General features: G+C 65.5%; 13 protein-coding genes. All 13 read left to right on the top strand.

The window, feature by feature from the left end; genetic code table 11:
- Positions 1 to 902: 902 nt before the first annotated feature.
- Positions 903 to 1,688 carry a flagellar basal-body rod protein FlgG gene (gene flgG / locus OZ10_RS14695; protein ID WP_016901723.1) on the top strand — a complete coding sequence of 262 codons (786 nt, stop codon included), beginning with the start codon at positions 903 to 905 and terminating at the stop codon, positions 1,686 to 1,688.
- A gap of 38 nt (positions 1,689 to 1,726) precedes the next feature.
- A complete protein-coding gene (flgH, locus tag OZ10_RS14690) occupies positions 1,727 to 2,419 on the top strand; it encodes a flagellar basal body L-ring protein FlgH (protein WP_016901722.1) in 693 nt (230 codons plus the stop codon).
- Between the two features lie 10 nt (positions 2,420 to 2,429).
- Positions 2,430 to 3,548, top strand: coding sequence for a flagellar basal body P-ring protein FlgI (locus OZ10_RS14685; protein ID WP_039565635.1), 1,119 nt, complete (start codon positions 2,430 to 2,432; stop codon positions 3,546 to 3,548).
- A gap of 1 nt (position 3,549) precedes the next feature.
- Positions 3,550 to 4,728 carry a flagellar assembly peptidoglycan hydrolase FlgJ gene (gene flgJ / locus OZ10_RS14680; RefSeq protein ID WP_039565633.1) on the top strand — a complete coding sequence of 393 codons (1,179 nt, stop codon included), beginning with the start codon at positions 3,550 to 3,552 and terminating at the stop codon, positions 4,726 to 4,728.
- An 11-nt stretch (positions 4,729 to 4,739) separates the two neighbouring features.
- On the top strand, positions 4,740 to 6,614 hold the full coding sequence (flgK, locus tag OZ10_RS14675; RefSeq protein WP_039565632.1) for a flagellar hook-associated protein FlgK: 1,875 nt from the start codon (positions 4,740 to 4,742) through the stop codon (positions 6,612 to 6,614).
- Positions 6,614 to 7,819 (top strand): flagellar hook-associated protein FlgL, encoded by a 1,206-nt coding sequence (gene flgL / locus OZ10_RS14670; protein ID WP_039407709.1) that lies wholly within the window; start codon positions 6,614 to 6,616, stop codon positions 7,817 to 7,819. Before flgK ends, flgL begins: the two co-directional genes overlap by 1 nt.
- A 318-nt stretch (positions 7,820 to 8,137) precedes the next feature.
- A complete protein-coding gene (locus tag OZ10_RS14665; protein WP_039407711.1) occupies positions 8,138 to 9,337 on the top strand; it encodes a flagellin in 1,200 nt (399 codons plus the stop codon).
- Positions 9,338 to 9,610: 273 nt separating this feature from the next.
- The gene (fliD, locus tag OZ10_RS14660; RefSeq protein ID WP_039407713.1) at positions 9,611 to 10,936 is read left to right on the top strand and encodes a flagellar filament capping protein FliD; all 1,326 of its coding nucleotides are present in this window, start codon (positions 9,611 to 9,613) and stop codon (positions 10,934 to 10,936) included.
- 150 nt (positions 10,937 to 11,086) lie between these two features.
- Positions 11,087 to 11,500, top strand: coding sequence for a flagellar export chaperone FliS (gene fliS, locus OZ10_RS14655; protein ID WP_024939606.1), 414 nt, complete (start codon positions 11,087 to 11,089; stop codon positions 11,498 to 11,500).
- An 8-nt stretch (positions 11,501 to 11,508) separates the two neighbouring features.
- Positions 11,509 to 11,802 carry a hypothetical protein gene (locus tag OZ10_RS14650; RefSeq protein WP_039407718.1) on the top strand — a complete coding sequence of 98 codons (294 nt, stop codon included), beginning with the start codon at positions 11,509 to 11,511 and terminating at the stop codon, positions 11,800 to 11,802.
- Positions 11,802 to 12,368, top strand: coding sequence for a PilZ domain-containing protein (locus OZ10_RS14645; RefSeq protein WP_039407720.1), 567 nt, complete (start codon positions 11,802 to 11,804; stop codon positions 12,366 to 12,368). The genes OZ10_RS14650 and OZ10_RS14645 overlap by 1 nt, the downstream gene beginning before the upstream one ends.
- 69 nt (positions 12,369 to 12,437) lie before the next feature.
- The gene (locus tag OZ10_RS14640; RefSeq protein WP_003482986.1) at positions 12,438 to 13,070 is read left to right on the top strand and encodes a response regulator transcription factor; all 633 of its coding nucleotides are present in this window, start codon (positions 12,438 to 12,440) and stop codon (positions 13,068 to 13,070) included.
- Between the two features lie 220 nt (positions 13,071 to 13,290).
- Positions 13,291 to 14,508 (top strand): RNA polymerase factor sigma-54 (gene rpoN / locus OZ10_RS14635; protein ID WP_039565631.1); only part of this gene is annotated, 1,218 nt, incomplete at its 3' end.

Here is a 14,508-nt window from a genome sequence, read left to right as displayed (position 1 = left end):
CTGCTGCGGGTCAGTGGCTAAGCATCACTGGCGCCCACTGACGCACCGCCGGTTGGCTTGCCGCGCTGCCGAGCACCTGGATGGCGGCCGCCCGGGGGACGTGGCTCGCGAGCGAAGTGACATGTCGTTCGACTCTGACTCCTGCGGTCTCGCAGGTGGTTTGTACGCGGTTGACGCTGACTACCGATGGTTTGTCGACCAGGTGTGTGCGGTTGGCAATGCTGTTGATCTGGGCACTCGCTGCAGAGCGGCTGGTTTGTGACTTGGCTGCAGGGCCCTTGCCCGCCCACCATCGCAGGACACGCCGCAAGTACGTCCGTCTAGGCTCTTACGCGGCATCCATGCCGCGTAAGGTCCCGCGACGGTGGGCGGGCAAGGACCAGGCGAGATAGTCGGTACGCAGGATTGCGAGCAGAGCATGCGGTGTGTTGCTTGGATCGCATCGCTTCCGATCAGCTTCCAGATTCAACCCGAGCAACAAGCAGCTTTCACACGACCACCGATTCACTCTCTGGTGCGGTGGCCTCGCCGATTGCGGGACCGTGTGGCGGCATGGATGCCGCCACCGAGCCCCCAGGGATGGGTTCACGGCGTGTCCCGCGAGCGGTGAGGACACCGCGCGCTCCCAAGAACCCTTCCGCACGCAGCGCCAAGGGTTCACACGTCGTCGAACACATCGCTGACCGGCGACCGATCTACCGCGCCTGATCTGCTGCGCAGAGTTCCACCGCTTCCGCCTAGCCGCTACCTTCCCGCCGCCAGCCTGCTCCGCGCAGGCGACCGCGCCCGCTTCGCGTGATCCAGTGCACAGCCGGCAAAAATCCGACGCGGGTTTGGCACGGCACGTGCATATACCCACCTGTACCCGGAACACATCCCCGGGTCTAACGAGGAATCGGGTCATGAATCAGGCTTTGTGGGTCGCCAAAACCGGACTGGATGCGCAGCAGACGCGCATGTCGGTCATTTCCAACAACCTGGCCAATACCAATACCACCGGCTTCAAGCGCGATCGTGCGGCGTTCGAAGACCTGTTGTACCAACAGGTGCGTGCGCCGGGCGGTTCCACCTCCGCGCAGACGCAGCTGCCGACCGGCCTGCAGCTGGGTACCGGCGTGCGGGTGGTCTCCACCTTCAAGGGCTTCGACCAAGGCAGCCAGCAGCAGACCGGCCGCGCGCTCGACGTGATGGTCAACGGCCGCGGCTTCTTCGAAGTGCAGATGCCTGACGGCACCTCGGCCTATACCCGCGACGGCACCTTCCAGATCAATGCGCAGGGCGAGCTGGTCACCAACAGCGGCTACCCGCTGCAGCCGGGCATCCAGATCCCCGAAGGCGCGCAGTCGCTGACCATCGGCAACGACGGCACCATCAGCGTGACGCTGGCCGGCCAGGCCGCCGCGCAGGAAATCGGCGCGTTGACGCTGACCGACTTCATCAACCCCTCGGGCCTGCAGTCCAAGGGCGAGAACCTGTTTGTCGAAACCACCGCCTCCGGCCCTGCTCAGAACGGCACCCCCGGCCTCAACGGCCTGGGCAACACCGTGCAGGGCGCGCTGGAAGGCAGCAACGTCAACACGGTGGAAGAACTGGTGAGCATGATCGAGACGCAGCGCGCCTACGAAATGAATGCCAAGGCGATCTCCACCACCGACTCGATGCTCGGTTACTTGAACAACAACGTCTGATCGGCCCGCCGGTCGCTGCCTTCTCAGGAATCCACGCCATGTCCCGCCTGCCTTCTCTCTCCTCCCTGTGCCTCGCCATTGCCTGCAGCGCGCTGCTGGGCGGCTGCGTGGCGGCCGGCGATGTGCGGCCGTTCGCCGAACTGGCGCCGATCGTGCCGGTGGTCGCGCCGGTGGCGCAGCCCACCGCCGGTGCGATCTACGCCGCCGGCCCGAGCCTGAACCTGTACGGCGACCGCCGCGCCCGCGATGTCGGCGATCTGCTGACGGTGAACCTGGTGGAAAGCACCACCGCCTCGTCCACCGCCAATACCAGCATCAGCAAGAAGGACGCGACCACCATGGCCGCGCCGACGCTGCTGGGAGCGCCGCTCACCGTCGGTGGCTTGAACGTGCTGCAGAACTCGTTGAGCGGCGATCGCAGCTTCGACGGCAAGGGCAACACCGCGCAAAGCAACCGCATGCAGGGCAGCGTGACCGTCACCGTGATGCAGCGCCTGCCCAACGGCAATCTGGTGATTCAGGGGCAGAAGAACCTGCGCCTGACCCAGGGTGACGAACTGGTGCAGGTGCAAGGCATCGTGCGCGCCGCCGACATCGCCCCGGACAACACCGTGCCCTCGAGCAAGGTGGCCGACGCCCGCATCGCCTACGGCGGCCGCGGCGCGATCGCGCAGTCCAACGCGATGGGCTGGCTGAGCCGCTTCTTCAATTCCCGTCTGTCGCCCTACTGAGCCTGCGACCATGAATCTGTCTTCCCTGGCCTTCCGTCTGCTGGCCGCCGCTGTGGCGGTCTGCGCGATCGCCGCGCCGGCCTCGGCCGAGCGCATCAAGGATCTTGCCCAGGTCGGCGGCGTGCGCGGCAACGCGCTGGTCGGTTACGGCCTGGTGGTCGGCCTGGATGGCAGCGGCGACCGCACCAGCCAGGCGCCCTTCACCGTGCAGAGCCTGAAAAACCTGCTTGGCGAGCTGGGCGTCAATGTTCCGGCGAACGTCAACCCGCAGCTGAAAAACGTCGCGGCCGTGGCCATCCATGCCGAATTGCCGCCGTTCGCCAAGCCCGGCCAGCCCATCGACATCACCGTTTCCTCGATCGCCAACGCGGTATCGCTGCGTGGCGGCTCGCTGCTGATGGCACCGCTGAAAGGCGCCGATGGCCAGGTCTATGCGATGGCGCAGGGCAACCTGGTGGTCGGTGGCTTCGGCGCGCAGGGCAAGGACGGCTCGCGGGTGTCGGTCAACATTCCCAGCGTCGGCCGCATTCCCAACGGCGCCACCGTCGAACGTGCATTGCCGGACGTGTTCGCCGGTACCGGCGAGATCACCCTCAACCTGCACCAGAACGACTTCACCACCGTCTCGCGCATGGTCGCGGCGATCGACAGCAGCTTCGGCGCCGGCACCGCGCGTGCGGTGGACGGCGTGACCGTGGCAGTGCGCTCGCCGACCGATCCCGGCGCGCGTATCGGCCTGCTGTCGCGGCTGGAAAATGTCGAACTGTCTCCGGGCGATGCCCCGGCCAAGGTGGTGGTCAACGCACGCACCGGCACGGTGGTGATCGGCCAGCTGGTGCGGGTGATGCCGGCGGCGATCGCGCATGGCTCGCTCACCGTGACCATCAGCGAAAACACCAACGTCAGCCAGCCGGGCGCCTTCAGTGGCGGCCGCACCGCGGTGACCCCGCAGTCGACGATCACGGCCACCTCCGAAGGCAGCCGCATGTTCAAGTTCGAAGGCGGCACCACGCTCGATCAGATCGTGCGTGCGGTCAACGAAGTGGGCGCCGCTCCCGGCGACCTGGTGGCCATCCTGGAAGCGCTCAAGCAAGCCGGTGCGCTCACGGCGGAGCTGGAGGTGATCTGACATGCGTATCGCAGCCTCGCCCATTGATCTCAACCCGAGCACCAAGGCCGATCCCGCCAAGATCGACAAGGTCTCACGTCAGCTCGAAGGACAGTTCGCGCAGATGCTGGTCAAGAGCATGCGCGACGCAAGCTCTGGCGACCCGATGTTTCCGGGCGAAAACCAGATGTTCCGCGAGATGTACGACCAGCAGATGGCCAAGGCGCTGACCGACGGCAAGGGGCTGGGCCTGTCGGCGATGATCTCCAAGCAGCTGAGCGGCGACACCGGCGGCCCGGCGTTGAATACCTCGCTGAGCACCGCCGATGCCGCCAAGGCCTATTCGCTGGTGGCCGGCAAGCGCGACGCCTCGTTGCCGTTGCCGAGCCGCGATGGCGCGGCGACCGGCGTCGGCGCAAGCACCGGCACCGCTGCAGGCATCGGCGCAGGCGGCCTGGGCGGCATCGGCATGAGCCAGGTGCTGGATCTGATCGCCGGGCGCACCGGCAGCAGCGATGCCGGCAGCGACGATGCGGCCGCGCTGAGCTGGCCCTCGGCCAACGATCGCTGGGCCGATGTGGCGGCCAGCGATGCCGCCGACGCCAACGCCGCGGTCAATGCGAGCGCGGCGAGCAGCGCGGCCGCCAGCCTGGGCGAGCGTACCCCGGAAGGCTTCGTTGCCAAGATCTGGACGCATGCGCAGAAGGCCGCGCGCGAACTGGGCGTGGATCCGCGTGCGCTGGTGGCGCAGGCCGCGCTGGAGACCGGCTGGGGCCGGCGCGGCATCGGCAATGGTGGCGACTCCAACAACCTGTTCGGCATCAAGGCCACCGGCTGGAGCGGCGACAAGGTCACCACCGGCACCCACGAATACGTCAACGGCGTCAAAACCACCGAAACCGCCGATTTCCGCGCCTATGGCTCGGCCGAAGAGAGCTTTGCCGACTACGTGCGGCTGCTGAAGAACAACAGCCGTTACCAGCCCGCGCTGCAGGCCGGCACCGATATCAAGGGTTTTGCACGCGGCTTGCAACAAGCCGGATACGCCACCGATCCGGGCTATGCGGCCAAGATCGCGGCGATCGCCAACGGCCCGACCATCGACCGTGCGGTGGCCGCCATCGGCAACGCGGCGGCCGATCTGTCCAACCGCTATGCCAGTACCGCCGAGCCGGTCGGGCTCGGCACCATCCGTCGCTGAGGTAAACGCTCATGTCCATCATGTCCACCGGGACCAGCGCGCTCATCGCCTTCCAACGGGCGTTGTCGACCGTTAGCCATAACGTCGCCAACATCAATACCGAAGGCTATAGCCGCCAACGTGTGGAATTTGCAACGCGCACGCCCACCGACATGGGCTACGCGTTCGTGGGCAATGGCGCCAAGATCACCGATGTGGGCCGGGTCGCCGACCAGCTGGCCATCTCGCGCCTGCTCGACAGCGGCGGCGAACTCTCGCGCCTGCAGCAGCTGTCCTCGCTGTCCAACCGCGTCGACGCGCTGTACTCCAACACCGCCACCAACGTGGCCGGGCTGTGGTCGAATTTCTTCGATTCCACCAGCGCGGTGTCGTCCAACGCCTCCTCCACCGCCGAGCGCCAGAGCATGCTCGACAGCGGTAATTCGCTGGCGACGCGCTTCAAGCAGCTCAACGGGCAGATGGACAGCCTGAGCAACGAAGTCAACAGCGGGTTGACCTCCTCGGTGGACGAAGTCAACCGCTTGACGCAGCAGATCGCCAAGCTCAACGGCACCATCGGCAGCAGTGCCCAGGCGGCAGCGCCGGACATGCTGGATCAGCGCGACGCGCTGGTGAGCAAGCTGGTCGGTTTTACCGGCGGCACGGCGGTGATCCAGGACGGCGGCTTCATGAATGTTTTCACCGCCGGCGGTCAGCCGCTGGTGGTCGGTACCACCTCTTCCAAACTCGTCACCGTTGCCGACCCGTATCAGCCGACCAAGCTGCAGGTGGCGATGCAGACCCAAGGCCAGAACGTCAGCCTCAGCGCCAGTTCGCTGGGCGGCCAGATCGGCGGTCTGCTGGAATTTCGCAGCAGCGTGCTCGAGCCGACCCAGGCCGAACTCGGCCGCCTGGCCGTGGGCATGGCCAGCACCTTCAATGCCGGCCACAGCCAGGGGATGGACTTGTATGGCGCGATGGGCGGGAACTTCTTCAATATCGGTTCGCCTACCGTTGCCGCCAATCCGAGCAATACCGGCAGCGCATCGCTGAGCGCCAGTTTCAGCAACGTGAGCGCCGTTGACGGCCAGAACGTCACGCTCAGCTTCGACGGCACCACCTGGAAAGCCATCAACGCCAGTACCGGCTCTGCCGTGCCGATGACCGGCACCGGCACCGCTGCCGATCCGCTGGTGCTCAAGGGCGTGAGCATGGTGGTCGGCGGCACTCCGGCCAGCGGCGACAAGTTCCTGCTGCAGCCCACCGCCGGGCTGGCCGGTACCCTGTCGGTGGCCATCACCGACCCTTCGCGCATTGCGGCAGCCACCCCGGTCAAGGCCACCGCCACCGTCGCCAACCTGGGCACCGGCAAGATCAGCGACGTCAAGGTCACCAATGCGCAGAATCCCGCGCTGCTGGCCCCGTCCTCGATCGAGTTCATCGATGCAAACCAGTACACCGTCGACGGCGCCGGCCCGTTTGCCTACACCGCGGGCCAGACCATCAGCGCCAACGGCTGGAGCTTTGCACTAGATGGTGCGCCCAAGGCCGGCGACACCTTCGGCGTGGGTCCGATGAGTGCCGGCTCCAGCGACAACGGCAATGCCAAGTTGCTGGCCAAGATCGACGATGCCAAGGCGCTCAGCAGCGGCACGGTCACCCTCAACGGCGCGCTGTCGGGCCTGACCACCTCGGTGGGTTCGGCGGCGCGCGCAGCCAGCTACGCCTCGGACGCGCAGAAGGTCATCAACGACCAGGCGCAGGCCAGCCGTGATTCGATTTCCGGTGTCAACCTCGATGAGGAAGCCGCCAACATGCTGAAACTGCAGCAGGCCTACCAGGCCGCCGCACAGATGATCTCCACCGCAGACACCGTCTTCCAAGCCATCCTGGGCGCCGTACGCTGATGACCGACCGTATCTCCACCAGCATGATGTACAGCCAGTCGGTTGCCTCGATGGGGGCCAAGCAGGCGCGGCTGAACCAGCTCGAATCGCAGCTGTCCAGTGGGCAACGCCTGGTTACCGCCAAGGACGATCCGGTCGCCGCCGGCACAGCCGTCGGCCTGGATCGCGCGCTGGCCGCCATCACCCGCTTCGGCGAGAACGCCAACAACGTGCAGAACCGGCTCGGGCTGCAGGAAAACGCGCTCTCGCAAGCCGGCGACAAAATGGCGCGCGTCACCGAATTGGCGGTGCAGGCCAGCAATTCTTCGCTCAGCCCCGATGACCGCAAGGCGATCGCCTCGGAACTGACCGCGCTGCGCGAGAGCATGGTGAGCCTGGCCAACAGCACCGACGGCACCGGGCGCTACCTGTTCGGCGGCACCGCCGATGGCAGTGCGCCTTTCATCAAGAGCAATGGCGGCGTCACCTACAACGGCGACCAGACCCAGAAGCAGGTCGAAGTGGCGCCGGACACCTTCGTCAGCGACACCCTGCCCGGCAGCGAAATCTTCATGCGCATCCGCACCGGCGACGGCACCGTGGATGCGCACGCCAACGCCGCCAACACGGGGACCGGCTTGCTGCTGGATTTCAGCCGCGATGCGAGCACCGGCAGCTGGAACGGTGGAAGTTACAGCGTGCAGTTCACCGCCGCCGACACCTACGAAGTGCGCGACAGCACCAATACGGTGGTCGGCACCGGCACCTACAAGGAGGGCGAGGACATCAACGCGGCCGGCGTGCGCATGCGCATCAGCGGCGCCCCGGCGGTAGGCGACAGTTTCCAGATTGGCGCCTCCGGCACCAAGGATGTGTTCTCCACCATCGGCGACCTGGTCGGCGCGCTCAACTCCGATACGCTGACCGCGCCACAGAAGACAGCGATGATCAACACGCTGCAGTCGTCGATGCGCGACATCACCCAGGCGTCTTCGAAGATGATCGATGCGCGCGCCTCCGGCGGCGCGCAGTTGTCGGCCATCGACAATGCCAACGCATTGCTTGAATCGAACGAAGTCACCCTCAAGACCAGCCTGTCGTCGATCCGCGATCTGGATTACGCCTCGGCGATCGGGCAGTACCAACTCGAGAAGGCCTCGTTGCAGGCCGCTCAAACGATTTTTCAGCAGATGCAGTCGTCGTCGTTGTTCAACATCATCCGCTGATTTTGCCGCAGAAAACCTGGGTTTTCTTCGCTCCTGCGCGTGAGCGCTTGCGCAGGCGGACGGAGTTTATTTTTCGAAGAGTTATACCAACGCTAAAGATTGGCGGGGTGCTGCCGAATAAACCAAACCCCGTGATACACAACGCTTACGTATTTCGTCCCGACGCAGAACGACAGTAAAAAATACTGAATTTCGCTAAAGGTTCCCGACGCAACGCCGTTATTCATCTCAGCAGCGGCAACGGCCAACTTGATGGCCCCCCTGCGGAGGCTCCAGGCAAGTCCCCCTTGCCGGAAAAATCGCTTAGGAGAAATCAAAATGGCACAGGTAATCAACACCAACGTAATGTCGCTGAACGCTCAGCGGAACCTCAACACCAACAGCTCCAGCTTGGCGCTGAGCATCCAGCAGCTCTCGTCTGGCAAGCGCATCACCAGCTTTGCCGTAGACGCAGCCGGCGGCGCAATCGCCGAGCGCTTCACGACCCAGATCCGCGGCCTGGACGTTGCCTCGCGCAACGCCAACGACGGCATCTCGCTGTCCCAGACCGCCGAAGGCGCGATGCAGGAAATCGGCAACAATCTGCAGCGTATCCGCGAGCTGTCGGTGCAGTCGGCAAATGCAACTAACTCGTCCACCGACCGCGAGGCCCTGAATTCCGAAGTCAAGCAGCTGACCGCGGAAATCGACCGCGTCGCCAATCAGACAAGCTTCAACGGCACCAAGCTGCTGGACGGCTCGTTCTCCGGCGCGCTGTTCCAGGTCGGCGCCGACGCCGGCCAGACCATCGGCATCAACAGCATCGCCGACGCCAACATCGATTCGCTGGGCAAGGCCAACTTCGCTGCCGCCGTTTCCGGCGCCGGCGTGAGCGGCACCGCCACCGCCTCCGGTTCTGTCAGCGGCATCAGCCTGTCGTTCAAGGACGCCAGCGGTTCGGCCAAGAGCATCACCATTGCCGACGTCAAGGTCGCTGCCGGCGACACCGCTGCCGACGTCAACAAGAAGGTTGCCTCGGCGATCAACGACAAGCTCGACCAGACCGGCATGTACGCCTCGATCAAGAGCGACGGCTCGGTGCAGATCGAATCGCTGAAAGCTGGCCAGGACTTCACCTCGCTGTCGGCCGGCACCTCCAGCGCCGCTGGCATCACCGTCGGCGCCGGCATCACCACCGCTTCGGCCGCTTCCGGCTCCACCGCTTCGACCTTGGGCAGCCTGGATATCTCCACGTTCTCGGGCGCACAGAAAGCACTGGAAATCGTGGACAAGGCGCTGACCACGGTCAACTCCTCGCGCGCCGACATGGGTGCGGTGCAGAACCGCTTCACCTCCACCATCGCCAACCTGAGCGCAACCTCGGAAAACCTGTCGGCCTCACGCAGCCGGATCGCCGATACCGACTATGCCAAGACCACCGCCGAACTGACCCGCACGCAGATCCTGCAGCAGGCCGGTACCGCGATGCTGGCCCAGGCCAAGTCGGTTCCGCAGAACGTGCTGAGCCTGCTGCAGTAACTGGCAGCCACCTGCCGCCGCAACGCGGCAGTGCTCCGCAGCAAGTCCAAAGCCCCTCTTCGGAGGGGCTTTTTTTGTGGCCGCAGCCCGTCCACGCCAGCCATGGACGGTTTATTGACGCGCGCCGCCGGCCACCACGGGCATGGAACTTGCATCGATAGCCGTCGTGCGCGTGACCCCTCGCCGCCGCTAAAGTCCTCGCGGATGCGGCCGATACCCGTCACGTAATCCCATGCGTCCGTCTGTTTCGGGCGCCCAGACGAGGAATGCAAGATGGCATCGGTGATCAGCACTTCCGCCTCCGGACTGGACATCCCTACCGTGGTGTCCACCCTGGTGTCCCGGCAGAGAGACCCCGAGCAGGCACGCATCAACAAGGCCGGCACCGCCGCGACCACGCAGTTGTCGGCGATCAGCCAGATCAAGAGCAGCATGACCACGCTCAAGTCTGCGCTGGACAAGGTGATCAGCAGCGCCGACACCAACGCGTACAAGGCCACGGTGCCGACCGATGCCGGTTTCACCGCCACCACCACCAGCTCGGCGGCGCCGGGCAACTATTCGGTGGAAGTGGTCTCGCTGGCGACCTCGCAGAAACTGGCCTCCCGTGCATTCGCTGCCGATGCCACCGTGGGTAGCGGCACGCTGACGATCGGCTATGGCGATCAGAGCGTCACCGTGGACATCAGTGGCACCGACAAGCTGACCGACATCGCTGCGGCCATCAACAAGGCTGCCGGCGGCAAGGGCGTGACTGCCAGCGTGGTCACCGCCAACGATGGCCAGCACCTGGTCTTCAATGCGGTCGATTCCGGCACCAAGGGCGCACTGACCATCAGCGCCAGCGACCCCAGCCTGAGCAGCCTGACCTACGGCCCCGGCGTCACCGGCGGGCTGAATCAGACCGTCGCCGCCGCCGACGCGCTGGTACGCGTGGACGGTTTCGAGCGCACGTCCAGCTCCAACACCGTCAGCGACATCGTGCCCGGCGTGGTGCTGACCCTGACCAAGGCCGCTGAAGGCACCAAGTTCAATCTGGGCGTGGCCGCCGACACCAGCGGCCTCAAGGGCAACCTCACCGCCTTCGCCGCGGCCTACAACACCGCTAACACGCTGCTGGCCAAGAGCAGCAGTTATGACGCCACCACCAAGACTGCCTCGGCGCTGACCGGCGATTCGCTGGTGCGCAGCCTGCAACAACAGCTGCGCGGCCAGGTCAGCGGCAACGTCAACGAACTCAAGGCGGTCGGCCTGACCATCGACAAGGATGGCGTAATGAGTTTCGACGGTAGCAAGTTCGACACCGCCATCGCCTCCGACGGCGGCGCCGCGGCCGAGGTGTTCGGCAAGGACAGCAAGTTCGGTGGCAACCTGACCAAGCTGCTGGACAGCAACGTCAATGCGACCAACGGCACGCTGACCCTGCGCTCGGACAGTTTGAACAAGACCATCAAGGGCTATGAGTCGGACCTGGACGATCTCGATGCGCGCATGGAAAAACTCAGCGACCGCTACACCGCGCAGTTCGCCGCGATGGACGCCATGATCAGCAAGTTGCAAGGCAGCACCAGCTCGCTCAGCGGCCTGCTGACAAGCTGATTTCCGTGATGACGATCCTCAAGTCCTGTCAGGATATTGCCGATACAAGTAAGGCCTATCGTGATTTCGGCCTTGCCTTCCGGCAGGAGCGTCGTCGCAGGAGCGCAGCGCTCCGGGACCAACGAAGGTCAGCCCATTGAGGAGTCATCCATGTACGGTTCCAATCGTCAGTATGCCGAGCAATACCGCAAGGTCGGCGTGTCCACCAGCGTGACCGAAGCCGACCCGCACAAGCTGGTGTCGCTGCTGTTCGCCGGCGCCTGCCAGCGCATCCGTCTGGCCCAGGCCTGCTTGGCGCAGGGCGACCAGGCGCGCAAGGGCAAGGCCATCGGCGAAGCCTGCGCGATCGTCGGCCACTTGAACGGATCGCTCGATCACGAAGCCGGTGGCGAGATCGCTGGTAACCTGTCGGCGCTCTACGACTACGTGATGCAGCGGCTGACCGCCGCCAACCTGCACAACGACGAAACCGCGTTGACCGAAGCGCTGGATCTGCTCAGCGAAATCGACTCGGCGTGGAATTCCATCCCCCTGGACCAGCGCGGCCTTTCCGCCGCTTCGTGAGTCATACCATGCATAGCGCGCAGAGCCTTCAAGCCGAAATTGCCGACATCCGCCTGGCCATGGCGCAGGAGGAATTCGAGGTGATGCCGTTCATGCTGGACGCCCACGATCTGCACCTGCGCGAGTACGCGCAGCAGGCGGACCTGAGTCAGGACCGCGACGCGTTGCAGACGTTGCAGGTGATGCAGCAGGACCTGATGCGGATGATGCTCGAGCGTCGACGCAAGCTGCTGGATCTGATCCGCGCGCAGCGCACGTCCTCTACGGCCAGCCGCGCCTACGCACGGGTCGGACGGATCTGATGTCCGCGCTCGGCACACTCGCGCCATCGGCCGATGCCGCGCTGTTCGCCGACACGCTCAGCTGCGAAGTGCGCCTGCCGGCCGGCTTCCGTGCCGGCAGCGACGCCGGCTCGCACAGTGCCGCAGAAACCCTGCTGCGCAGCCTGGGCCAGGTGGAAGACCTGCGCAGCGAAGACAGCAGCGAAGACCGTGGCGAGCTGCCCCTGCTGGTGCAGCGCATGGACGCCAAGCTCGACCTGATGCTGGCCCTGATCGGCCGCCTGGTGCAACAGGGCGACACCGGACTGATCCAGGCGAACGTGCACTGGTCGGTGCGCGGAATCCGCCTGAGCTGCGCAAGCAGCCACCCGCCGGGCACCCTGGGCAGCGTTTGCCTGCAACCCTCCGACTGGCTTCCTGAACTGGTACAGCTTCCTGCCGAGGTCCTGGCAAGCGCAAGCGATGGCCACGATCACTGGCTATGGCTGCGGTTTGCGCCGCTTTCCCCAGGCTTGCAGGAGGCGCTGGAACGCCATCTGTTCCGTCTGCATCGCCGTCAGATCGCCGACGCCCGCCGCCAGCGCTGATAGCGCCTGTTGGCGCGGGGCGCCGGGTCGGCTAAGGTGCCCTTTACTGAAAAAGGTCTCTTCTGCGCCGTGCGAGTCATCATCGTCGACGATCACACCCTTGTTCGTGCCGGCCTGTCCAGGCTGCTGCAAACCTTCGCCGGCATCGATGTCGTGGGTGAGGCCAGCAACGCACAGCAAGCCCTGGACATGACATCCCTGCACCGGCCTGATCTGGTGTTGATGGATCTGTCCCTGCCTGGCCGCAGCGGCCTGGATGCCATGACCGATGTGTTGCGCGCCGCGCCGCGCACGCATGTGGTGATGATGTCGATGCACGACGACCCGGTGCACGTGCGCGACGCGCTCGATCGCGGCGCGGTGGGCTTCGTGGTCAAGGATGCGGCGCCGCTCGAGCTGGAATTGGCCTTGCGTGCAGCGGCGGCCGGCCAGGTGTTCCTGAGCCCGCAGATTTCGTCCAAGATGATCGCGCCGATGCTGGGCCGGGAAAAACCGGTCGGTATCGCCGCCTTGTCGCCGCGCCAGCGCGAGATCCTGCGCGAGATCGGCCGCGGCCAGAGCAACAAGGAAATCGCTGCCGACCTCGGCATCAGCGTCAAGACGGTGGAGACCCATCGCGCGCGCATGATGGAATCGCTCGGTTGCCGGCGTGCCAACGACCTGGTGTTGCTGGCCGCCAAGCATCACAACGAACTGGTCTGAGCAAACCGCTGCGCCGACCGGAAACGGCCGCCAGCGACGAAAACAGTGACGGGATTCCGGCGGGCACGCTTGAGTCCGTATTGAACGTCAGGGAATTCCCCACGCCCTGTCAGGAAAATCACGAATTGCCTCACGCGATTCCCTGATTAGAAACCCGTCGCCTTGTCCTGCAAGATGCGTTCCATCGCTGCCACGTGCGGCGCCTTCCGGAAGCGCTTCGATGAAGACGACCATTTCCGCCCAGCTTGGCCAGCAACTGCACCTGACCCCGCAGTTGCTGCAGTCGATCCGTCTGTTGCAATTGGACGGCATGCAGTTGGAACTGGAAATCCGTCGCGCGCTGGAAACCAACCCGCTGCTGGAACTGGAAGAACTGGCCGACAGCGATGCCGCCGCAACCAGCGACGATGGCGCTTCCGATGTCGCCGCCTTCGATGAACTACCGGAAAGCACGATGTGGGACGTGCAGAGCAGCAGCTGGAACGGCGACGACGATGACCGCATGCAGCGCGTGGCGGCCGGCGAGTCCACCGACCCGCATGTGCGCATCCTGCGCGAACTGGCGCTGGACCTGGACGAAGCGGCATTGGGGGCCGCCGCGTTCTGGCTGGAGCAGACCGACGACGCCGGGTATCTGACCGAAGCGCTGGCGACGCTGCAACAGCTGGGCGCCACCCGTCTGGGGATGACGGTCGAGGCGGTCGAAGCAGTCCGCCAGCGCCTGCTGCACGGCGACCCCGCCGGCCTGGGGGCCTGCGACCTGCGCGAATGCCTGCAGGCGCAGTTGACCGCCCTGCCCGGCCGCGTTCCGGCACGGCATCTGGCCGCGCGCATCCTGGCTGGCGACCTGGACCTGCTGGCGAGCCACGACTACGCGGTGCTGGCGCGCGCGCACGATGCCGAAGTTGACGACGCGCGCGAGGCGGTGCGGTTGATCCTGTCGCTGCAACCGCGCCCGGGCGACGACCTCCTGCAGGAAAGCAATACCAGCGTGATCCCGGACGTGCTCGCCTGGCATGCCGACGGCAGCTGGCGCGTGGCACTCAATCCGGCCACCACCCATCGCGTCAGCATCAACCCGGTGCACGAACGCGCGCTGGCCGACGCCGGTGATGCCGGGCAGCCGCTGCGCGACATGCTGCAGGAAGCGCGCTGGCTGACCCGCGGGCTGTCGATGCGCTACGAAACCCTGCTGCGCGCCACGCGCGCCATCGTCGAACGCCAGGCCGCGTTCCTGGCGCGTGGCGAGGAAGCGATGGCGCCACTCACACTGAAGGAAATCGCCGACGAGATCGGCATGCACGAATCGACCATTTCGCGCATCACCACCGGCAAGTACCTGCAGACGCCGCGTGGGACCTTCGAACTCAAACACTTCTTCGCCGTGCGCCTGGAAGGCGCCAGCGTCTCCGGTCAGGCGGTCAAGGCAATGGTGCGC

Source organism: Xanthomonas cannabis pv. cannabis (assembly GCF_000802365.1).
GTDB classification, from domain to species: domain Bacteria; phylum Pseudomonadota; class Gammaproteobacteria; order Xanthomonadales; family Xanthomonadaceae; genus Xanthomonas; species Xanthomonas cannabis.
This window is presented reverse-complemented; position numbering and strand designations above follow the sequence as displayed.